Origin of the sequence: Halomonas sp. A29, from assembly GCF_046723295.1 — a bacterium.
GTDB lineage: Bacteria > Pseudomonadota > Gammaproteobacteria > Pseudomonadales > Halomonadaceae > Halomonas.
The window spans coordinates 40,197-59,724 of record NZ_JAXQPR010000014.1 but is presented as its reverse complement, the minus strand read 5'-3'; the positions used below and the strand labels follow the sequence as shown (position 1 = coordinate 59,724).

General features: G+C 64.3%; 17 protein-coding genes. 10 read left to right on the top strand and 7 right to left on the bottom strand.

All coding sequences use genetic code 11. From position 1 onward, the window contains the following. Positions 1 to 21: 21 nt before the first annotated feature. The 4 genes from SPH52_RS20765 to SPH52_RS20750 form a co-directional block, all read right to left on the bottom strand. Entirely contained in the window at positions 22 to 1,002 is a 981-nt protein-coding gene (locus SPH52_RS20765; RefSeq protein ID WP_411796940.1) for a DctP family TRAP transporter solute-binding subunit, read from the bottom strand. 17 nt (positions 1,003 to 1,019) lie between these two features. Continuing rightward, complete coding sequence (locus SPH52_RS20760; protein ID WP_411796939.1) at positions 1,020 to 2,300, bottom strand: TRAP transporter large permease subunit; 1,281 nt, start codon at positions 2,298 to 2,300, stop codon at positions 1,020 to 1,022. After that, positions 2,297 to 2,791 carry a TRAP transporter small permease gene (locus tag SPH52_RS20755; RefSeq protein WP_411796938.1) on the bottom strand — a complete coding sequence of 165 codons (495 nt, stop codon included), beginning with the start codon at positions 2,789 to 2,791 and terminating at the stop codon, positions 2,297 to 2,299. The genes SPH52_RS20760 and SPH52_RS20755 overlap by 4 nt, the downstream gene beginning before the upstream one ends. 296 nt (positions 2,792 to 3,087) lie before the next feature. Next, positions 3,088 to 3,573, bottom strand: a complete 486-nt coding sequence (locus tag SPH52_RS20750; RefSeq protein ID WP_411796937.1) for an outer membrane protein assembly factor BamE — start codon at positions 3,571 to 3,573, stop codon at positions 3,088 to 3,090. Positions 3,574 to 3,645: 72 nt separating this feature from the next. Between SPH52_RS20750 and fur the strand changes: the two genes are divergently transcribed. Continuing rightward, positions 3,646 to 4,092, top strand: a complete 447-nt coding sequence (gene fur, locus SPH52_RS20745) for a ferric iron uptake transcriptional regulator (protein WP_228579209.1) — start codon at positions 3,646 to 3,648, stop codon at positions 4,090 to 4,092. 67 nt (positions 4,093 to 4,159) lie between these two features. Here fur and recN read toward each other — a convergent pair whose 3' ends face one another. Next, a complete protein-coding gene (gene recN / locus SPH52_RS20740) occupies positions 4,160 to 5,836 on the bottom strand; it encodes a DNA repair protein RecN (RefSeq protein ID WP_411796936.1) in 1,677 nt (558 codons plus the stop codon). 221 nt (positions 5,837 to 6,057) lie between these two features. Here recN and grpE point away from each other — a divergent pair, with 221 nt between their 5' ends. The 5 genes from grpE (at position 6,058) to SPH52_RS20715 (ending at position 11,390) form a co-directional block, all read left to right on the top strand. Next, complete coding sequence (gene grpE, locus SPH52_RS20735) at positions 6,058 to 6,684, top strand: nucleotide exchange factor GrpE (RefSeq protein ID WP_411796935.1); 627 nt, start codon at positions 6,058 to 6,060, stop codon at positions 6,682 to 6,684. 122 nt (positions 6,685 to 6,806) lie between these two features. Continuing rightward, a complete protein-coding gene (dnaK, locus tag SPH52_RS20730; protein WP_411796934.1) occupies positions 6,807 to 8,738 on the top strand; it encodes a molecular chaperone DnaK in 1,932 nt (643 codons plus the stop codon). 105 nt (positions 8,739 to 8,843) lie between these two features. Then, positions 8,844 to 9,995 carry a molecular chaperone DnaJ gene (gene dnaJ / locus SPH52_RS20725; RefSeq protein ID WP_411796933.1) on the top strand — a complete coding sequence of 384 codons (1,152 nt, stop codon included), beginning with the start codon at positions 8,844 to 8,846 and terminating at the stop codon, positions 9,993 to 9,995. Between the two features lie 184 nt (positions 9,996 to 10,179). After that, positions 10,180 to 10,461, top strand: a complete 282-nt coding sequence (locus SPH52_RS20720; RefSeq protein ID WP_411796932.1) for a DUF2218 domain-containing protein — start codon at positions 10,180 to 10,182, stop codon at positions 10,459 to 10,461. Continuing rightward, positions 10,458 to 11,390, top strand: coding sequence for a DMT family transporter (locus SPH52_RS20715; RefSeq protein ID WP_411796931.1), 933 nt, complete (start codon positions 10,458 to 10,460; stop codon positions 11,388 to 11,390). Before SPH52_RS20720 ends, SPH52_RS20715 begins: the two co-directional genes overlap by 4 nt. Here the strand turns inward: SPH52_RS20715 and SPH52_RS20710 are convergent. Further along, the gene (locus SPH52_RS20710; protein ID WP_411796930.1) at positions 11,369 to 11,839 is read right to left on the bottom strand and encodes an MBL fold metallo-hydrolase; all 471 of its coding nucleotides are present in this window, start codon (positions 11,837 to 11,839) and stop codon (positions 11,369 to 11,371) included. The genes SPH52_RS20715 and SPH52_RS20710 overlap by 22 nt on opposite strands. Continuing rightward, entirely contained in the window at positions 11,785 to 13,332 is a 1,548-nt protein-coding gene (locus SPH52_RS20705) for a Clp1/GlmU family protein (RefSeq protein ID WP_411796929.1), read from the bottom strand. The genes SPH52_RS20710 and SPH52_RS20705 overlap by 55 nt, the downstream gene beginning before the upstream one ends. A gap of 132 nt (positions 13,333 to 13,464) precedes the next feature. On the opposite strand from SPH52_RS20705, the gene dapB reads away from it, so the two are divergent. From dapB to greA, 4 genes are all read left to right on the top strand, one after another. Beyond that, the gene (gene dapB, locus SPH52_RS20700; RefSeq protein ID WP_411796928.1) at positions 13,465 to 14,268 is read left to right on the top strand and encodes a 4-hydroxy-tetrahydrodipicolinate reductase; all 804 of its coding nucleotides are present in this window, start codon (positions 13,465 to 13,467) and stop codon (positions 14,266 to 14,268) included. A gap of 263 nt (positions 14,269 to 14,531) precedes the next feature. Continuing rightward, a complete protein-coding gene (gene carA / locus SPH52_RS20695) occupies positions 14,532 to 15,677 on the top strand; it encodes a glutamine-hydrolyzing carbamoyl-phosphate synthase small subunit (protein WP_411796974.1) in 1,146 nt (381 codons plus the stop codon). A 51-nt stretch (positions 15,678 to 15,728) separates the two neighbouring features. Then, positions 15,729 to 18,974 (top strand): carbamoyl-phosphate synthase large subunit, encoded by a 3,246-nt coding sequence (gene carB, locus SPH52_RS20690; RefSeq protein ID WP_411796927.1) that lies wholly within the window; start codon positions 15,729 to 15,731, stop codon positions 18,972 to 18,974. Next, the gene (greA, locus tag SPH52_RS20685) at positions 18,971 to 19,447 is read left to right on the top strand and encodes a transcription elongation factor GreA (RefSeq protein ID WP_411796926.1); all 477 of its coding nucleotides are present in this window, start codon (positions 18,971 to 18,973) and stop codon (positions 19,445 to 19,447) included. Before carB ends, greA begins: the two co-directional genes overlap by 4 nt. Positions 19,448 to 19,528: the final 81 nt, after the last annotated feature.

Sequence of the window (19,528 nt, the reverse complement as noted above, 5' to 3'; positions counted from 1 at the left end):
AGCCTCCAAGATCGGACATTGTTACCTGGACGCCTCGAGAATGGCATTCACGACTGCATCGCCGTTTGCGTCAGTAAAGTTGGTCCAGACATTCTTGGTTGCCTCCTGGAAGGCCGCTCCGTCGACATCATCATTCACTTCCATGCCTGCTGCCCTGAGAGCGTCAATCATCTCTTCCTCTTTGGCGATCGACAGCTCACGCTGCATGTCCACGGCATCCTTCGCTGTGGCCAGCAGGATTTCCTGATGTTCCGGGGAGAGGCTATTGAACTTGTTGTCGTTCATGAAAAAAGCCAGCGCCGAATAAGCGTGCTGAGTCAGACTAAGATAATCCTGCACCTCGTAGAACTTGAACGATAGTGTCACTGCAATCGGGTGATCCTGACTATCGACGACGCCGGTTTCCAGCGCCGTGTAAAGCTCTGCTACCGGGAGCTGCTGGGGTGCCGCACCGAGGGACGCGAACATGTCGTTCAGCGCCCTGGAGTTGTTGACCCGCATCTGCAGGCCCTTGACGTCTTCCGGCGTCATGATCGGTCCACGGTTGTTCGTCATGTTGCGATAACCGTTCTCGGGAAAGCCGAGGGACTTCAGCCCGTGCTGCTCGAACTGGGTGCTGATCGATTCACCGACTTCGCCGTCCAGCACCTTGTAGGCGGTCTCGCGGGTGGGAAACATGAAGGGCAGTTCGAAGGCGCCGACATCCGGAATGAGGCCGGTCAGGTTGTTTGTACCCACCATCGTTATATCGATGATCCCCGAGCGCGCACCATCGATCATCTGAGCGTCGTTGCCCAGCTGCCCATTCGGGAAAATCTGCACGCTCAGCGCGCCATCGGTGCGCTTTTCAAGCTCTTCGGCAAAGAAAGTAGCCATGGCGTGCTGCGGATCGCTCTCCGGGACGGGGTGGGCGAACCTGAGTGTGGTCTGAGCGTAAGCCGTGGTGACCATGCCTGCGGCCAGGATGGCTGCCAAACTGAAATGACGAAACGACAAGGACATGGCATTTCTCCTTCAGGTTACCCGATGAACCATTTCATCGGGACAGTGATGAGCTCCGGCACGAGGATGAAGGCGAGCAGAAGCGCTAGGTAGGCGCAGATGAAGGGCAGCACGCCCTTCACGGCTACTGACATTGGCACGCGGCTGACGCCGCAGACCACGTTCAGGACATTGCCGACGGGAGGGGTGAGCAGCCCGATGGAGGTATTGATGACGAACATCAGGCCGAAGTAGACCGGATCGATACCTGCCAGCTGGATGACTGGCATCAGCAATGGGACCAGGATCAACACCGTCGGTGCGAGGTCCATCACCATGCCGACGGCTAACACGATCAGCATGATGACCAGCATGAGAAGCCGCGGGTTTTCCACGAGCGGTCCAAGAAGAAGGGCCAGCTGTTGTGGGAGTTGCGCCACCGTTATCAGCCAGGCTGCCACCATGGCGCAGCCCACCAGGAACATTACCATCGCTGTGGATCGGCTCGCATTGATGAGGATTTTTGCGAACAGTCGCCAGCTCATCTCGCGATAGATGACCACTGATACCAGGATTGCATAAACCGCTGCGACCACTGCAGCCTCGGTCGGAGTAAAAATGCCGAAGCGGATGCCGCCGATAATGATGACGGGCAGCAAGAGAGCCCAGACTCCATCGCGGAAGGCGGTAAGACGCTCGGCCACACTGGCCTTCTCCATGACATCGAGATTTTCTTTCCGCATCAGCCAGCCCCAGACCAGCATCAGCGTCGCACCCATCATGATGCCGGGCGCGATACCACCCAGAAACAGATTCTTGATCGAGATGTTTCCGGCAACTCCGATCAAGATCAATGGCAGTGACGGTGGAATCACTGGTGCAATGATGCCGCCCGAGGCGAGGAGCCCCATGGACGAGCCCTCGGGGTAGCCCGCCTTTTTCATCATGGGATAGAGGATGGCCACCAATGCTGCCGCATCCGCCACGGCAGAGCCCGATAGGCCGGCAATCAAGATCGCGGTGAGGACGGCAACGTAACCAAGTCCCCCTTTCCGGTGCCCAACCATCACCGTTGCCATTCGGACTATCCGCTGCGACAGTCCGCCAACTGACATGACCTCACCCGCGACTAGAAAGAAGGGGATCGCCAATAGTGGGAAACTGTCGACTCCGTTGATGAGCGATTGCGCGAGTATGTCCGCACTGAAAAGCCCCATTTGAAGCATCAGTGCTATGGCAGCAAATAGCAGTGCGAAAGCGACCGGTAGCCCAAGAAGAATCGATCCGATCAGAACACCGAGAAAGAGAACGAGAGTCATAGATGCGTTTCCTCATTCTCATCGTCCCTATCGCAAAGAGCATCCGGGTTCCAGATGCGGACGACCGCGATAAATACCATTATTGCCCCGGATATTACTCCAGAGAGATAGAAGAGTGCGGATGGCAACCCGGTGAGCTGTGAAGTATTGGCCCAGTTAGCGTTCATCTGCTTGAATGCGCCCCAGAACAGCATGAGCATGGTGAGTGTGATGACGGCATAGCTGAGGCGTTTCAGGATGGGCACCGCGCGTGGGAACAGAGCTACGCTGAATTCAGTTACGGCAAGGTGCTCGTTACGGCGAAGTACAACGGCGGCTCCAAGCATCACGAGCCAGACCAAGCCAAGGCGTGACAGTTCCACCGAAGGCCGAAGTCCCGAGGAAAATCCATATCGCAACACGACATTCGTGAATACCAGCAGAATCATGCAGAAGAGCAGCATCGCCATCACGACATCAATGATTCGCCAGAGTAATCGCAGCGCGCCCATTCACTACCTCCCGATCGAATAGACGCTAGCCGTCTATTGATGACATTCATGGATATAAATGCACTCGTAAATCTGGCAGATGCCGGGGAATGCCTTTTGCTGCGATGCAGAGTTTGGCTTGGCTTGCATGTTATCGTTAACATTACGCCAAATTCAAAGCCTGTCAATTCAAGGCATCTAAGACTTTTGGCTAAAGATCGTGCGCCGGATGGAAGGGGAAATTGACCGAGCGGTGCGCAACAAACGATGCCGCCCCGGACCAGGCCGGGGCGTGCTAGAGGGGCTTGCTGGCTGGCTTAATAGGCGAGTGGCTCGGTAGCAGCCGGCTCACCGCCTTGGGGCAGGGTGCCGCCCGCGTCCGGTGCAGACTCCGGTGCCGCTTCCGGCTGGCTGGCGGGCATCTCATCCATGGGCTCGGCACCTTCGATGGCCGGGCCGACGCCGTTCTGCTGGCGCAGTTCGATGTCCTCGGAGAAGTCGCCTTCCTGCTGGACGTTGACCAGGCGATCGCCGTCGAAGGTCAGCGTCAGCCGACGCTGCTGCACGCCGCCGTAGGCTTCGTCGAGGCGGAACACGTAATCCCACTGGTTGGCATTGAAGGGCGCTTCCAGCAGCGGCCTGCCCAGCAGATCGACGACCTGACTGCGGCTCAGGCCGGGCTGGAGCTGCTGGACCATGCCCTCGGTGATGTAGTTTCCTTGGGGAAGGTCGCGCTTGTAGACACAGCCGCTGACCATGGTCAGGGCGATGACGAGGGGTAGGGTTTTGATCAGCTTTTGCATTTGTGTCCGTTCTTCACTATCGTGGATTCGGTCGATCATACCCGACCCTACCTGATACTGCGAAGAGCGAACATGGCCGACCAGAACCATGAACTGCGCAAGGCAGGCCTCAAGGTCACCTTGCCCCGAGTGAAGATCCTGCAGATCCTCGAGAATGCCACGGGCCAGCATCATCTGAGCGCCGAGGATGTCTACAAGACCCTGCTGGAAGCCGGGGAAGACGTCGGCCTGGCCACCGTCTATCGCGTGCTGACCCAGTTCGAGTCTGCTGGCTTGGTGATCCGTCACAACTTCGATGGCGGCCATGCCGTGTTCGAGATCTCCCAAGAGGAGCATCACGATCATATGGTGTGTCTCGACAGCGGCGAGATCATCGAATTCTTCGACGAAACCATCGAGCGCCGCCAGCAGGAGCTGGCCGAGGAGCACGGCTTCGAGCTCGTCGATCACGCGCTGGTGCTCTATGTGCGTCCGCGTGGCTCCAACACCACACGCCAGGACGGCATGCCGCGCAAGTAAGTGCTGCCTCTCCTCGCGACTGACGGCCCCGATCATCGATCGGGGCCGATTCGCTTGTGGGCCTGGCTCAGTGGGAAGCACCCTGCTGGCTGGCATCGAGCATCTCGCGAGCGTGGGCCAGGGTGCGGTCGGAAAGATGGACCCCGCCCAGCATACGCGCCAGCTCGCTGACCCGGCCGGCTTCATCGAGCAGTGCCATGTGGGTCAGGGTGGTGTTGCGCTTGGCCTGCTTCGCAATGTGCAGGTGGTGATGAGCCTGGGCCGCCACCTGGGGCAGGTGGGTCACGGTCATCACCTGGCCATTCTCGCCGAGCCGGCGCAGCAGCTGCCCGACGATCTCGGCGGTAGCGCCCGAAATACCCACGTCCACCTCGTCGAACACCAGGCTGGGAATGGTCGAATGGCGTGCCGCGACCACCTGTATGGCCAGGCTGATGCGCGACAGCTCGCCGCCGGAGGCGACCTTGGTCAGCGGCCGCGGCGGTTGGCCGGGGTTGGCGCTGATGAGGAAGCGAACTTCCTCCATGCCGTCCGGCTGAGGTGACTGGCGAGTCTCCACTTCCACCTCGAAGCGTGCCTTGCCCATGGCCAGGAAGGCGAGCTGCTCCTGCACCGCCTTGCCGAACTTTTCCGCCGCCTGGCGGCGGGCTTCGCCGACGCTGCGCGCTTGCTCGCGCCAGGCATCGCGCAGGCTTTCAACCTCGGCGCGCAGCGCCTCGAGGTCGTGTTCGCCACCTTCGAGGCTCTCCAGCTCGGTCTGCAGGCGGTGGTGAAGCGCAGGAAGCTCCTCGGGCATGACGTGATGCTTGCGCGCGATGCGGTGCACCTCACCCAGACGCGACTCGACCCAGGCGAGGCGCTCCGGATCCAGTTCGGTGGCGTCGGCGAATCGATGCAGCTCACGCGCGGCTTCCTCGACCTGGATGCGGGCGTCGCCCAGCATGCCCAGTACGTCGGCCAGGGCACCGCGATCACTGCCCGGAAGCGGGTCGAGCCGCTGCATTGCCTGGTTGATCAGGGCCAGCACGCCGCCCTCGTCGCTGTCGCAGCATTCGGCGGCAAACTGTGCCTCGCGCAGGGTTTCCTCGGCGTGGGCGAGCTGCTCCTGCTCGTGCTCCAGGGTGGCGAGCTCACCATCTCCCAGGGCCAGAAGATCGAGTTCCTCGACCTGATAACGCAGCAGCTGGCGGCGCGCCTGTACCTCGTCGCCGCTCTCGGTCAGCTGCTTCAGGCGGCGGCGGGTCGCCTGCCAGCGGCGGAAGGTCTCGATAAGCTCGCCCACGGCAGCCCGATTGCCGGCGAAGTCGTCGAGTAGGCGCAGGTGGGTCTCCTCGCGCAGCAGCAGCTGGTGGGCGTGCTGGCCGTGGATCTCGACCAGGCGTTCGCCCAGCTCCTTGAGGTCGGTGACAGTGGCCGGCTGGCCGTTGATCCACGCCTTGGAGCGGCCGCTGGCGGTCACCACTCGGCGCAACAGGCAGTCGTCGGCGGGGAGTTCGCGCTCATTGAGCCAGGCCTGGGCAGCCGGCAGTGCGGCGATATCGAAGCGTGCCGAGAGGTCGGCGCGCTCGCAGCCGTGGCGTACGCTGCCGGCATCGGCACGCTCGCCCAGGCACAGCCCCAGGGCGCCGAGCAGGATCGACTTGCCGGCCCCGGTCTCGCCGGTAATGGCGGTCATGCCACCGGCAAGCTCGAGATCGAGCGTTTCGACGATGGCGTAATCGCGAATGGCAAGCTGCGTCAGCATGGGACCTCCCGGCGATCGGTATCCTGTTGGCTGGATATCCATACACATTAATTGAGTTTTTATACAGTAGTTCAGGTTCGCTCTCAATACACGAGGATATCGTTGGCGCTTGACGTCTTGAGATTGGCGCAAGGACCCCCATATAGGCGGCAGACCTTCAAGGCTTTTGCCGATTCGATATTTCCGGCCCCGCTGGGCCGACGTTGCTTCAGGAGATGCGCATGGCTAAAGAACCCCAGACCCCGCTTGACGACGAGCTGGCAAGGCGCGAGGAAGAGGCCCGGCCGGAACCGATGGAAGGTGAATTGGACGATGTCATCATGGCGGATGACGAAGCGGTAGCGTCCGAGGAGCCGGCGCTGGAGAGCGACAATCCAGAGGCCGACATGCTTGCCGCGCAGGTCGAGGAGCTGGAGCAGAGCCTGGCCGAAGCCAAGGACCAGGCGCTGCGTGCCGCCGCTGAGGCGCAGAACGTGCGTCGCCGCGCCGAGCAGGAAGCCGAGAAGGCACGCAAGTTCGCTCTGGAGCGCTTCGTCAAGGAGCTGCTGCCGGTGGTCGACAGCCTGGAAAAGGCGCTGGATGCCATGGGCGAGGATGCCAGCGACGTTCACCGCGAAGGGGTGGCCATGACGCTGAAGATGCAGCACGACGTGCTGGCCAAGTTCGGCGTCGAGATGGTCGAGCCGGCCGGCGAGCCGTTCGACCCGCAGTTCCACGAGGCGATGGCCATGGTGCCCAACCCGGAGCTCGAACCCAACAGCGTGATGGAAGTGATCCAGAAGGGGTACCTGCTCAACGGTCGCCTGGTGCGCCCGGCCATGGTGGTGGTCAGTCAGGCCGCCGGCTGAGGCCGAGAGGATGAAAACGGGGGCGGGGCTTGAAAAGCCGTTCACCGCCCCCCAGATAGACGTCAACCGCGGCAGATGCCGCTGAGATGGATTCAAGGCAAACGAATTTTCGAGGATTTCCTATGGGACGCATCATCGGTATTGACCTGGGGACCACCAACTCCTGTGTGGCCGTGCTCGACGGCGACAGCGCCAAGGTGATCGAGAACGCCGAAGGCACCCGCACCACGCCCTCCATCATCGCCTATACCGATGATGGCGAGACGCTGGTGGGGCAGTCGGCCAAGCGCCAGGCGGTTACCAACCCGCAGAACACCCTGTACGCCATCAAGCGCCTGATCGGTCGTCGCTTCAAGGACGACGTGGTGCAGAAGGATATCAAGATGGTGCCCTACGGCATCGTCGAGGCCGACAACGGCGACGCCTGGGTGGAGGTGAAGGGCAAGAAGCTGGCACCGCCGCAGGTCAGCGCCGAAGTGCTGAAGAAGATGAAGAAGACCGCCGAGGACTACCTGGGCGAACCGGTCACCGAAGCGGTCATCACCGTGCCGGCCTACTTCAACGACAGCCAGCGCCAGGCCACCAAGGACGCCGGTCGCATCGCCGGTCTCGAGGTCAAGCGCATCATCAACGAGCCCACCGCGGCGGCGCTGGCCTACGGCATGGACAAATCGCGCGGCGACAAGACCATCGCGGTCTACGACCTGGGTGGCGGTACCTTCGACATCTCCATCATCGAAGTGGCCGACGTCGATGGCGAGACCCAGTTCGAGGTGCTGGCCACCAACGGCGACACCTTCCTGGGCGGTGAAGACTTCGACATGGCGCTGATCAACTACCTGGTCGACCAGTTCAAGTCCGACAGCGGCATCAACCTGACTGGCGACAACCTGGCCATGCAGCGCCTCAAGGAAGCCGCCGAAAAGGCCAAGATCGAGCTTTCCAGCGCCCAGCAGACCGACGTCAACCTGCCCTACATCACCGCCGACAACACCGGGCCCAAGCACCTCAACGTGAAGGTGACCCGGGCCAAGCTGGAGTCGCTGGTGGAAGAGCTGGTGCAGCGTTCGCTGGGACCGTGCAAGACCGCGCTGTCCGATGCCGGCCTGTCCGCTTCCGAGATCGACGACGTGATCCTGGTCGGCGGCCAGACCCGCATGCCGCTGGTGCAGAAGAAGGTCGCCGATTTCTTCGGCAAGGAGGCGCGCAAGGACGTCAACCCGGACGAGGCCGTGGCCGTGGGTGCGGCGATTCAGGGCGGCGTACTGGGTGGCGACGTCAAGGACGTGCTGCTGCTCGACGTCACTCCGCTGACCCTGGGTATCGAGACCCTGGGCGGCGTGATGACGCCGCTGATCGAGAAGAACACCACCATCCCGACCAAGAAGACCCAGACCTTCTCGACCGCGGACGACAACCAGATGGCCGTGACCATTCACGTGCTGCAAGGCGAGCGCAAGCAGGCTGGCCAGAACAAGTCGCTGGGCCGCTTCGACCTGGCCGACATTCCGCCGGCGCCGCGCGGCGTGCCGCAGATCGAGGTCGCCTTTGACCTCGATGCCAACGGCATCCTCAACGTGTCGGCCAAGGACAAGGCAACCGGCAAGGAGCAGTCGATCGTCATCAAGGCCTCCAGCGGCTTGACCGATGAAGAGATCGAGCAAATGGTGCGCGACGCCGAGGCCCACGCCGACGAGGACAAGAAGTTCGAGGAGCTGGTGGCCCTGCGCAACCAGGCCGACGGCATGGTCCACGCGGCGCGTAAGACCGTGCAGGAAGCCGGCGAGCACGCCACTGACGAGGAGAAGCAGGCCATCGAGACGGCCGCTTCCGAGCTCGAGGAGGCCCTCAAGGGCGACGACAAGGACGACATCCAGGCCAAGCTGGACAAGCTGACCGAAGCCTCCGGCAACCTGGCGCAGAAGATGTACGCCGCTCAGGCCGAGGCTGCCCAGCAGGGCGGTGGTGAAGGTCAGGAGGCCGGCGCCAAATCGGAAGACGACGTGGTCGACGCCGAATACGAAGAAGTCAACGACGACCAGAAGAAGCAGTAATCGCCAAGGCGATGCCACGGACGACGGCAGCGCGGGGGGACGACTCCCGCGTTGCCGTTTCCGCGGATCGGGCAGAGCTGCCTAGACCAGGAGGCGCATGGACCCATGTCCAAACGCGATTATTACGAGGTGCTCGGCGTAGAGCGTGGGGCCGACACCAAAGACATCAAGAAGGCCTACCGACGGCTGGCGCAGAAGTATCACCCGGACCGCAACCCGGATGACGACACCGCGGCCGAAAAATTTCGCGAGGTCTCCGAGGCCTACGAGATTCTTTCCGACAGCGAGAAGCGCGCTGCCTACGACCAGTTCGGCCATGCCGGGGTAGACGGCCAGGCCGGTGGCTTCGGCGGCGGTGGCTTCGGCGGCGCCGGTGCCGGTGGCTTCAGCGACATCTTCGGCGACGTATTCGGCGATATCTTCGGTGGCGGCGGCGGACGGCGCAGCCCTCATGCACCGCAGCGCGGCAGCGATCTGCGCTACAACCTCGAACTCGATCTCGAGAGCGCAGTGGCCGGCACCACGGTGGACATTCGCGTGCCGCGTCACGTGGAGTGCAGCCGCTGCGACGGCAGCGGTGCGGAGCCGGGCTCCACCAAGGAGACATGCCCCACCTGTAACGGCCATGGCCAGGTGCGCATGCAGCAGGGCTTCTTCGCCGTGCAGCAGACCTGCCCCACCTGCCACGGTAGCGGCGTGCACATCAAGGTGCCGTGTCACAAGTGCCACGGCGAGGGCCGCGTGCGCGAGACCCGTACCCTGTCGGTGAAGATTCCCGCCGGGGTGGATACCGGCGACCGCATTCGTCTCAACGGTGAGGGCGAATCCGGCGTCAACGGCGGCCCGCCCGGGGACCTCTACGTGCAGGTGGCGATCAAGCCGCACCACATCTTCCAGCGCGATGGCAAGCACCTGCAGTGCGAGGTGCCGATCAACTTCGTCGATGCTGCGTTGGGCGGCGAACTCGAAGTGCCCACGCTGGACGGCCGGGTCAAGCTCAAGATTCCCGCCGAGACCCAGACCGGCAAGCTCTTCCGCCTGCGCGGCAAGGGCGTCAAGCCGGTGCGCGGCGGCCCGCCCGGCGACCTGCTGTGCAAGGTGGTGGTGGAGACCCCGGTCAACCTGAGCGAGGAGCAGAAGACCCTGCTGCGTCAGCTGCAGGAGAGCCTGGGGGGCAGCAACAGCGCCCACCACTCACCCAAGAAGAGCGGCTTCTTCGACGGCGTGAAGAAGTTCTTCGAGGACATGAAGCCCTAAATTTCGCCACGTAGGTTCGCTAGCCTCCGGTGTTCAAAGCATCGGGGGCTTTTTTCTGCTTGCCGATATGTGTCTTGGCCGCATTTGTCGAACATGATGTTGCGATACTTGAACGAGACGGGGCTGGCATCGCCCCGATGGGCGTCTTAGTCTGTTGGCTCCAATACGAATGGAGATCGTTTCAATGCCGATGTCGCGTGCCGAGATCGCCACCGAGTCTGGGGCGAGGGTGATGAACCGGCTGTGCAAGCACTGGGCGCACAAGCTGGAGGTGGAGCAGGGTGAGCAGGAGAGCCGCGTGGTGTTCGAGGAGGGCTCCTGCGTGATGCGCGTCGAGCCGGGCAAGCTGCTGGTGGCCATCGAGGCGCTGGAAGAGGAGAGCCTCGACCGCCTTGAGGGCGTGGTGGATTCCCACCTGCAGCGCATGGCGGGCGACGAGGAACTGGCGATCGTCTGGGAAAATTGAGCGCACCCATCACGCCCCGCCTCGCCCACCTGGGCATGCTGCTGTGGGCGCTGCTGGTGGGGCTGTCGTTTCCCGCGGTGGGGCTGATGAGCGAGCTGCCGCCGCTGTCGCTGACCGCCCTGCGCTTCGCCGTTGCCTGCGCCGGGCTGTGGTGGCTGGCGCGGCGCTCGGCCGACTTCCTGCCACCATGGCAGGTGTTGCCGCTCTATGCGCTGATGGGGCTGTGCCTGGCCGGCTTCTTCGGTGCCATGTTCTGGGCCGCCCATCATGCCACTGCGCTCTCCATGGCCACGCTCTATGTCACCGTGCCGCTGCTGGCCTATCTGCTGGGGCTCGGGTTTCGCGTCGAGCGGCTTAACTGGCAGTTGCCGGCCATTCTTGCACTTGGGGCCTGTGGGGCGCTGGCGCTCGCCTTCGCCGAGGCGCTCAGCCACGGTGAGGGCCTGCAGCTCGGCGTGGGTGAGGCGGTGTTCTTCCTCGGCTGCGTGTCGTCGGCGCTCTATCCGGTATTGAGCAAGTGGGGCCTGGCCCGGGAGTGGCTGCCAGAGTCCGCGGCGGTGCGTACCTTCTGGAGTCTGGGGCTGGGGGGGCTGGCCATCGGGTTGCTGGGTCTTGCCATCGAACCCGCTGCTGAACTAACCGGTATGCGCTGGCAGGATTTTATCTTGGTGGTCTATCTGGGGCTCTTCTCCAGCGCGCTCACCTTCTGGCTGATGCAGCGAGCCACCGCCGTGCTCACGCCCGGTGCCGTGACCGCCTACGGCTACATGGTGCCCTTCGTCTCCATGCTGCTGCTGTTCGCCACCGCCCCCGAGCAGATCGGCTGGCAGTGGCTGCCGGGCAGCGCGCTGGTGCTGGCCGCCATCGGCATGCTGTTGCGCCAGAACGGCAAGGGTGCCCAGAAGTGTCAATCCAGGTCTTCGGAATAGGGTTCGCTGCCGGGTGTGGCGGCCAGGCGCGGAAAATGGCGGCGTATCTCGGCGTAGAGTTCGCCCACGTCGTCGACGTGGCGGCGCGAGAAGTGAAACGGCACCAGTTGGTCAACTCCGGCTGTGGCGGCTATCTCGCCGCAGGCGCGGGCAGTCAGGTGCCCGGTTCGCCTGGCCTGCTCGGCCTGGTCCTCTCGAAACGAGGCCTCGCAGAGCAGCAGCTGGGCGCCGTGGGCCAGCGTGAGGAGGCGCTCGCGATTCGCGGGGGTGTCGCCGAAGTCGGTGGCATAGACCAGACGCTTCCCGGGCTGCGCTAGCAGCAGGAGCTGGGCCAGTTCCGCGACCGTCCGCTGGCTGCCGTCAGGCAGTGGGATCATCGCCTCGTTCTCGCCGGCTAGTACGCGCAGCTTGAGCTCGCCGAGCCACGGGCCAGGGAGCCAGCCGTGCACCTCCAGACGCTCCTTGCGGACCTTACCTGGGTGTCGGGCTCGTAGGCGAAGGCCAGTACCGGCGTGCCGTGATCCAGCGTGACTGCGCGTATGCGAAAGCCGATCTCCTGATGCAGTACGCCGTCTCCGACCTCGCGTGGCGAGAGGGCCTTCATCGATTGGCCAGCGACCAGGCGATAGTGGGCCAGCTGCTCCCCGTGCAGCTCGAAGACTTCGAAGCGGGGCGCCTTCTCTTCGACGCGATCCCACAGGATGCCGCGCATGAAACCATCCAGGTGCCCGGCCAGCCCTGGCGGCCCATACATCCGGCACGGCGGATAGTCGCCGATGCGTGAACGCAGCAGCCACGGGAAGCCGCCGATATGGTCGAAGTGGGCGTGGCTGATGAAAACGTCGCTGACCTGGTGGGCCAGCCGCGCCGGGAGCCGACCAGGATCGCCCAGGTCGAACAGCAGGCTGCGCTTGCGATGACGCAGCCGCAGATGCAGCAGCGGGTCACCGAACACGCCATTGGCCAGTGTGGCGCGTACCCCATCGAGGCGAAGTGTCGGGCGGGGGCCGGTGGCGCTCTCCTGAAGGGCGTACGAGAGCGCCGGCTCTTCACTGGATGCGGACGAGGAGTGAGGATGATGACGCGCCGTGCCGAGCTGTCCCTCGGCGCTGCGCCGGGCATCGCGAATCAACAGGGTGCGCGGCGTACCCGTCAGGGGCGGAGTGCGCACGGTGAGCCGGTCTCCCACCAGAGCGAACACTTCGCCCATGACCAGAGTCGCCCCGCCGGCATCGAGCAGGCCGATCTGGCGCCCCGGCCAGGCATGAGGCGCGTCGCCGGGCGGAGGGGCGCCGACGATGGTCAGTGCCGACAGGTCGAGCTCCCGCGCCTCGGCGCTGTGGAGGTATTCATCCCAGGCGGCGGTGCGCCACAGGCGACGCTGCTGCTTCCCGGGGTGGCGCGCCTGAGGGGGCGCAGGCAGGCTCAGCGTCGCCAGGCCGAGGGCGGCGCGCTCATGTGAGTACGGGTCGCTCACCTGCGCCGGCGCCAGGCGTACCACGGCACTCACCCGGCCGGCGCCGGCCAGGGTCGGCAGCAGCTCGGCGCCGCCGATGCCTCGCTCCACGCCGGGGGCGTCGATGAGCAGCGGCCCCTCGTCGGCTTGCGCGGCCATGCGGCGTACGGCTTCTGTCAGCGGTAGGCGGAAGCGGGCGCTGTCCAGGGTGGCCAGCGCCTCGATGGCCTCTAACTGCCAGTCGCCCAGGCGCTCATTCCAGCGCCCCAGGCATACTGCGCCGGGCGGGCCGAAGCCGGGCAGGCCGGGGTCGGCGGCCAGGCAGCGGCACACCTGGCCGCGCTCGGCCAGGGCTGCCGCCGCACTTCGCGCCAGGGTGCTCTTGCCGCTGCCAGGCGGGCCGGTTAGCAGCGCGCGCGGATGACGTTCGAGCAGCTCGAGCAGGGCAGCCGTGCGGGGGGTGTCGGGCGGCATCGGCTCAGACATGGCGTTCCTTGTGTGGTGTCGTCATGCCCAGTGTGGGCGATTCCGCCGTCGCTGCCCAAGCGCTCGGCCAGGCGAGCCCTGGCTCTGATATACTGCCTCGATCCCTACTCGTCAGATTTCGCAGGAGTCCGCATGACCCGTATCGCCATCGTCGGTGTCGCCGGCCGCATGGGCCGCACCCTGGTCAACGCCGTACAGCAGGATGCCGGTGCCACCCTGGCCGGCGGCATCGTCGAGCCGGGCAGCACGCTGGCCGGCGCCGACATCGGTGAGCTGGCAGGCCTCGGCAAGCTGGGCGTGGCCGCGGTGGATTCGCTCGATGCCATCGTCGACGACTTCGACGTGCTGATCGACTTCACCGCCCCCCAGGTGACGCTGGCCAACCTGGCCTTCTGCGCCGAGCACGGCAAGCGCATGGTGATCGGCACCACCGGGCTCTCCGACGACGAACTGGCCGAACTCGATGGCTATCGTGACAGGCTGCCCTTCGTCTTCGCCCCCAACATGAGCGTGGGGGTGAACCTGACCCTGAAGCTGCTCGAGACAGCGGCGAAGGCGCTGGGCGACGAAGGCTATGACATCGAGGTGATCGAGGCCCACCATCGCCACAAGGTCGATTCACCCTCCGGCACCGCGCTGAAGATGGGCGAGGTGGTGGCCGAGGCGCTGGGGCGTACGCTCAAGGAGCACGGCGTGTTCGAGCGTGTCGGCCAGTGCGGGCCACGGGCCGACAAGGAGATCGGCTTCGCCACGGTGCGCGCCGGCGATATTGTCGGCGAACACACGGTGATGTTCGCCACCGAGGGCGAGCGCATCGAGATCACCCACAAGGCGTCGAGCCGCATGACCTTCGCCAAGGGCGCGGTGCGTGCGGCGCGCTGGGTCGCCGAGCAAGGCACCGGCCGCTATGCCATGCAGGATGTATTGGGTTTGTGAGCCATCGCGGTAGCCAAATGAGATCGAATCCTGTAACATCTCCAAAATTTTGGCCGGGCGCCTGAAATACAGCAGTCCAACACTGCGCGCTTGTTGCGTGGCCAGCCCCCGAGCAAAGACAACAAGCGGGATGAAACCGGTTCCTTATCGGCTTCGTCCCGCTTTTTTACGAGCCGAATCTGTCGCAGTGACGATAGCCGCCGAGCCTGCGCCCCTCAGGCTCGCTTCAGCATGGGAGGACCCTTGTCTTGAACAGCCCCGCATTGAACAGACCCGCGATATTGGCCCTGGAGGATGGCAGCATCTTTCACGGTACGGCCATCGGCGCCGATGGGCGAACCAGCGGTGAGGTGGTGTTCAATACGGCCATGACCGGCTATCAGGAGATCCTCACCGATCTTTCCTATACCCGACAGATCGTGACCCTCACCTACCCGCACATCGGTAACACCGGCGTCAACGCCGAGGACGTCGAATCGGGCTCGATCGCCGCCGCCGGCCTGGTGATCCGCGACCTGCCGCTTATCGCCAGCAACTTCCGCTCCGAGCAGTCGCTCTCCGACTACCTCAAAGGCCAGAACGTGCTCGGCATCGCCGACATCGACACCCGCCGCCTGACACGCATCCTGCGCGACAAGGGCGCCCAGAACGGGGCGATCCTGGCCGGTGCCGAGGCAGAGGGTGACGATGCCGTCGAGCGCGCGCTGGCCGCGGCGCGGGAGTTTCCCGGTCTCAAGGGCATGGACCTGGCCAAGGAAGTCACTTGCAAGCAGGCCTACGAGTGGAACGAGGCCGAGTGGGTGCTGGGCCAGGGCAATATCGATGCCAGCGGCAGTGAGCGCCCCTTCCACGTGGTGGTCTACGACTACGGCGTGAAGTACAACATTCTGCGCATGCTGGCTTCGCGCGGCTGCCGGCTCACCGTGGTGCCGGCCCAGACCCCGGCCAGCGAGGTGCTGGCGCGCAACCCCGACGGCATCCTGCTGGCCAACGGCCCCGGCGATCCCGCGCCCTGCGACTACGCCATCACGGCGATCCGCGAGATTCTCGAGACGAACGTTCCGGTGTTCGGCATCTGTCTGGGTCACCAACTGCTGGCGTTGGCGGCCGGCGCGCAGACGGTGAAGATGAACCACGGCCACCATGGCGCCAACCACCCGGTGCAGGACCTCGATACAGGCCGCGTGATGATCACCAGCCAGAACCACGGCTTCGCCGTCGACGAGGCGAGCCTGCCGAGCAACGTGCGCGCCATTCACCGTTCGCTGTTCGACGGCACGCTGCAGGGCATCGAGCTGACCGACCGTCCGGCCTTCAGCTTCCAGGGCCACCCGGAAGCGAGCCCCGGCCCGCGCGATGTATCGCCGCTGTTCGATCGATTCGTCGAGATGATGAAGGCCCGCCGCTAGGCCGAGCCCCGAGAACGTCGCCATTCGTCACCATATTTTGCGGGAACCGACATGCCCAAGCGTACCGACATCAACAGTATCCTGATCATTGGCGCCGGCCCCATCGTCATCGGCCAGGCGTGCGAGTTCGACTACTCCGGCGCCCAGGCCTGCAAGGCGCTGCGCGAGGAGGGCTTCCGGGTCATCCTGGTCAACTCCAACCCGGCCACCATCATGACCGACCCGTCGATGGCCGACGCCACCTACATCGAGCCGATCACCTGGCAGGCGGTGGAGAAGATCATCGAGGCCGAGCGCCCCGACGCCATCCTGCCCACCATGGGCGGCCAGACCGCGCTCAACTGTGCGCTCGACCTCGACAAGCACGGTGTGCTGCAGAAGTACGGCGTCGAGATGATCGGCGCCAACGCCGACGCCATCAACATGGCCGAGGATCGCGACCTGTTCGACCAGGCCATGAAGCGCATCGGCCTGGAGTGTCCCAAGGCCGAGGTTGCCCACAGCATGGAAGAGGCCTGGCGCATCCAGGAGTCGCTGGGCTTCCCGGTGATCATCCGCCCCTCCTACACCATGGGTGGTTCCGGCGGTGGCGTGGCCTACAACAAGGAGGAGTTCGAGGAAATCTGTACTCGTGGCTTCGAGCTCTCCAACAATCACGAGCTGCTGATCGACGAGTCGCTGCTGGGCTGGAAGGAGTACGAGATGGAGGTCGTTCGTGACAAGAACGACAACTGCATCATCGTCTGCTCGATCGAGAACTTCGACCCCATGGGCGTGCACACCGGCGACTCCATCACCGTGGCCCCGGCGCAGACCCTGACCGACAAGGAATACCAGATCATGCGCGACGCATCGCTTGCGGTGCTGCGCGAGATCGGCGTCGAGACCGGCGGCTCCAACGTGCAGTTCGGTGTCGACCCCGATACCGGGCGCATGGTGGTGATCGAGATGAACCCGCGGGTGTCGCGCTCCTCGGCGCTGGCCTCCAAGGCCACCGGCTTCCCAATCGCCAAGATCGCCGCCAAGCTGGCGGTGGGCTACACCCTGGACGAGCTCTCCAACGACATCACCGGCGGGCGCACTCCAGCGTCGTTCGAGCCGTCGATCGACTATGTGGTCACCAAGATTCCGCGCTTCACCTTCGAGAAGTTCCCCCAGGCCAATGACCGCCTCACCACCCAAATGAAGTCGGTGGGCGAGGTGATGGCCATCGGGCGTACCTTCCAGGAGTCGTTGCAGAAGGCGCTGCGTGGCCTCGAAACCGGCAACGATGGCCTCGATCCCAAGTTTCCCGAATTCAAGGCCGGCGAATTCAGCGACGACGCCATGGCCCACATCAAGGGCGAGCTGCAGGCAGCCGGCGCCGACCGCATCTTCTTCGTTGCCGATGCCATGCGCAGCGGCATGAGCGTGGAAGAGGTCTTCGCCCTGACCAAGATCGACCCCTGGTTCCTGGTCCAGCTCGAGGACCTGGTGCGCATCGAGCAGGAGGTGGCCCAGCGCTCGCTCTCCGAGTTCTCTCCGCGGGAACTGTTCGGCCTCAAGCGCAAGGGCTTCAGTGACGCTCGCCTGGCCAAGCTGCTCGGCGTCTCCGAGAAGGAGTTCCGTCGTACGCGGCAGAAAGCCGGCATCCGCCCGGTCTACAAGCGCGTCGACACCTGCGCCGCCGAGTTCGCGTCCGACACCGCCTACATGTACTCCACCTACGAGGAGGAGTGCGAGGCCGAGGTCAGCGACCGCCAGAAGATCATGGTGCTGGGCGGCGGGCCCAACCGTATCGGCCAGGGCATCGAGTTCGACTACTGCTGCGTCCACGCCGCCTTCGCCATGCGCGACGACGGCTATGAGACCATCATGGTCAACTGCAACCCGGAGACCGTCTCCACCGACTACGACACTTCCGACCGTCTCTACTTCGAGCCGGTGACCCTGGAGGACGTGCTGGAGATCGCCGACAAGGAGCAGCCGGTCGGCGTGATCGTGCAGTTCGGCGGCCAGACCCCGCTCAAGCTCGCTCGCGAGCTCGAGGCCGCCGGCGTGCCGATCATCGGCACCACGCCGGACGCCATCGACCGCGCCGAGGACCGCGAGCGCTTCCAGCAGATGATCGACAAGCTGGGCCTCAAGCAGCCGCCCAACGCCACCGCGCGCAGCTTCGACGAGGCCTTCGCCAAGGCAGAGGCGATCGGCTATCCGCTGGTGGTGCGCCCCAGCTACGTGCTGGGCGGCCGGGCCATGGAGATCGTCTACGACGCCTCCGAGCTGGAAAACTACATGACCCACGCGGTGAAGGTTTCCAACGACTCGCCGGTGCTGCTCGACCACTTCCTCAATGCCGCCATCGAGATCGATATCGATGCCGTCTCCGACGGTCACGAGGTGGTGATCGGCGGTATCATGCAGCACATCGAGCAGGCCGGCGTGCACTCCGGCGACTCCGCCTGTGCGCTGCCGCCCTACTCGCTGCCGGCAGACGTGCAGGACGAGATGCGCGACCAGGTCAAGCGCATGGCGGTCGAGCTCGGCGTGGTGGGGCTGATGAACGTGCAGCTGGCGTGGCAGGATGGCGAGATCTACGTCATCGAGGTCAACCCGCGCGCCTCGCGTACCGCCCCCTTCGTCTCCAAGTGCATCGGTACCTCGCTGGCCCAGATCGCTGCCCGCTGTATGGCCGGCAAGACCCTGGCCGAGCAAGGCTTCACCCGCGAGATCGTGCCGCACTTCTACAGCGTCAAGGAGGCGGTGTTCCCGTTCAACAAGTTCCCCGGTGTCGATCCCATCCTGTCGCCGGAGATGAAGTCCACCGGCGAGGTGATGGGCTCTGGCGATACCTTCGCCGAGGCCTTCTACAAGGCGCAACTGGGTGCGGGCGAGGCGATCCCCAAGCTCGAAGGCGAGCGCAAGGCGTTCCTCTCGGTGCGTGAGCCGGACAAGGCGGGTGTTATCGAGATCGCTCGTTCTCTGCTAGGATTGGGATTCACCCTATGTGCGACCCGCGGCACCGCCGCTGCCCTCGAAGCCTCCGGCCTCGAGGTCGAGGTCGTCAACAAGGTTTACGAAGGTCGTCCGCATATCGTCGATCTGCTCAAGAACGACGACATCGCCTACATCGTCAACACCACCGAGGGTCGCCAGGCGATCAACGACTCCTCGGTGATTCGTCGTACCGCGCTGGCCCGCAAGGTGCCCTATGCCACCACCCTGGCAGGGGCGAGTGCCGTTTGCATGGCGCTGGAATATGGCAATGAAATCACGGTACGGCGGCTACAGGAACTGCATGCAGGAGCAACGCAATGAACAAGGTCCCGATGACCGTTGCCGGTGAGGCACGCCTGCGCAAGGAGCTCGAGGAGCTCAAAGGCGAGGCGCGTCCCAGAGTGATCGCGGCGATCGCCGAGGCCCGTGAACACGGCGACCTCAAGGAGAACGCCGAGTACCACGCCGCGCGCGAACAGCAGGGCTTCATCGAAGGGCGGATCCAGGAGATCGAGAGCAAGCTCTCCAACGCCCAGGTGATCGACGTGCACAAGCTGCCGCAGACCGGCAAGGTGATCTTTGGCGTCACGGTGGAGCTGATTAATCTCGGCAACGACGAGCAGGTCAGCTACCAGATCGTCGGCGAGGACGAAGCCGAGATCCGGGCCGGCAAGATTTCCGTCACCTCGCCCATTGCCCGTGCCTTGATCGGCAAGGAGGAGGGTGACGTGGTGGTGGTTGCCACGCCCGGCGGCGAGGTCGAGTACGAGATCGCCAGCGTCGAGCATCGCTGATCGCGATACGCTGCCCTATCTACACGAAAGCCCGCGACATCGTGTCGCGGGCTTTCGCGCTGAGGGCTGACGCAGCGGGCG

Excerpts from the sequence above, each read along its gene's own strand:
- SPH52_RS20750 (WP_411796937.1), bottom strand. The coding sequence starts at position 3,573 with ATGCAAAAGCTGATCAAAACCCTACCCCTCGTCATCGCCCTGACCATG.
- dnaK (WP_411796934.1), top strand. The coding sequence starts at position 6,807 with ATGGGACGCATCATCGGTATTGACCTGGGGACCACCAACTCCTGTGTG.
- SPH52_RS20705 (WP_411796929.1), bottom strand. The coding sequence starts at position 13,332 with ATGTCTGAGCCGATGCCGCCCGACACCCCCCGCACGGCTGCCCTGCTC.
- SPH52_RS20720 (WP_411796932.1), top strand. The coding sequence starts at position 10,180 with ATGCCGATGTCGCGTGCCGAGATCGCCACCGAGTCTGGGGCGAGGGTG.
- grpE (WP_411796935.1), top strand. The coding sequence starts at position 6,058 with ATGGCTAAAGAACCCCAGACCCCGCTTGACGACGAGCTGGCAAGGCGC.
- fur (WP_228579209.1), top strand. The coding sequence starts at position 3,646 with ATGGCCGACCAGAACCATGAACTGCGCAAGGCAGGCCTCAAGGTCACC.
- dnaJ (WP_411796933.1), top strand. The coding sequence starts at position 8,844 with ATGTCCAAACGCGATTATTACGAGGTGCTCGGCGTAGAGCGTGGGGCC.
- SPH52_RS20760 (WP_411796939.1), bottom strand. The coding sequence starts at position 2,300 with ATGACTCTCGTTCTCTTTCTCGGTGTTCTGATCGGATCGATTCTTCTT.
- SPH52_RS20755 (WP_411796938.1), bottom strand. The coding sequence starts at position 2,791 with ATGGGCGCGCTGCGATTACTCTGGCGAATCATTGATGTCGTGATGGCG.
- greA (WP_411796926.1), top strand. The coding sequence starts at position 18,971 with ATGAACAAGGTCCCGATGACCGTTGCCGGTGAGGCACGCCTGCGCAAG.
- dapB (WP_411796928.1), top strand. The coding sequence starts at position 13,465 with ATGACCCGTATCGCCATCGTCGGTGTCGCCGGCCGCATGGGCCGCACC.
- recN (WP_411796936.1), bottom strand. The coding sequence starts at position 5,836 with ATGCTGACGCAGCTTGCCATTCGCGATTACGCCATCGTCGAAACGCTC.
- SPH52_RS20765 (WP_411796940.1), bottom strand. The coding sequence starts at position 1,002 with ATGTCCTTGTCGTTTCGTCATTTCAGTTTGGCAGCCATCCTGGCCGCA.
- carB (WP_411796927.1), top strand. The coding sequence starts at position 15,729 with ATGCCCAAGCGTACCGACATCAACAGTATCCTGATCATTGGCGCCGGC.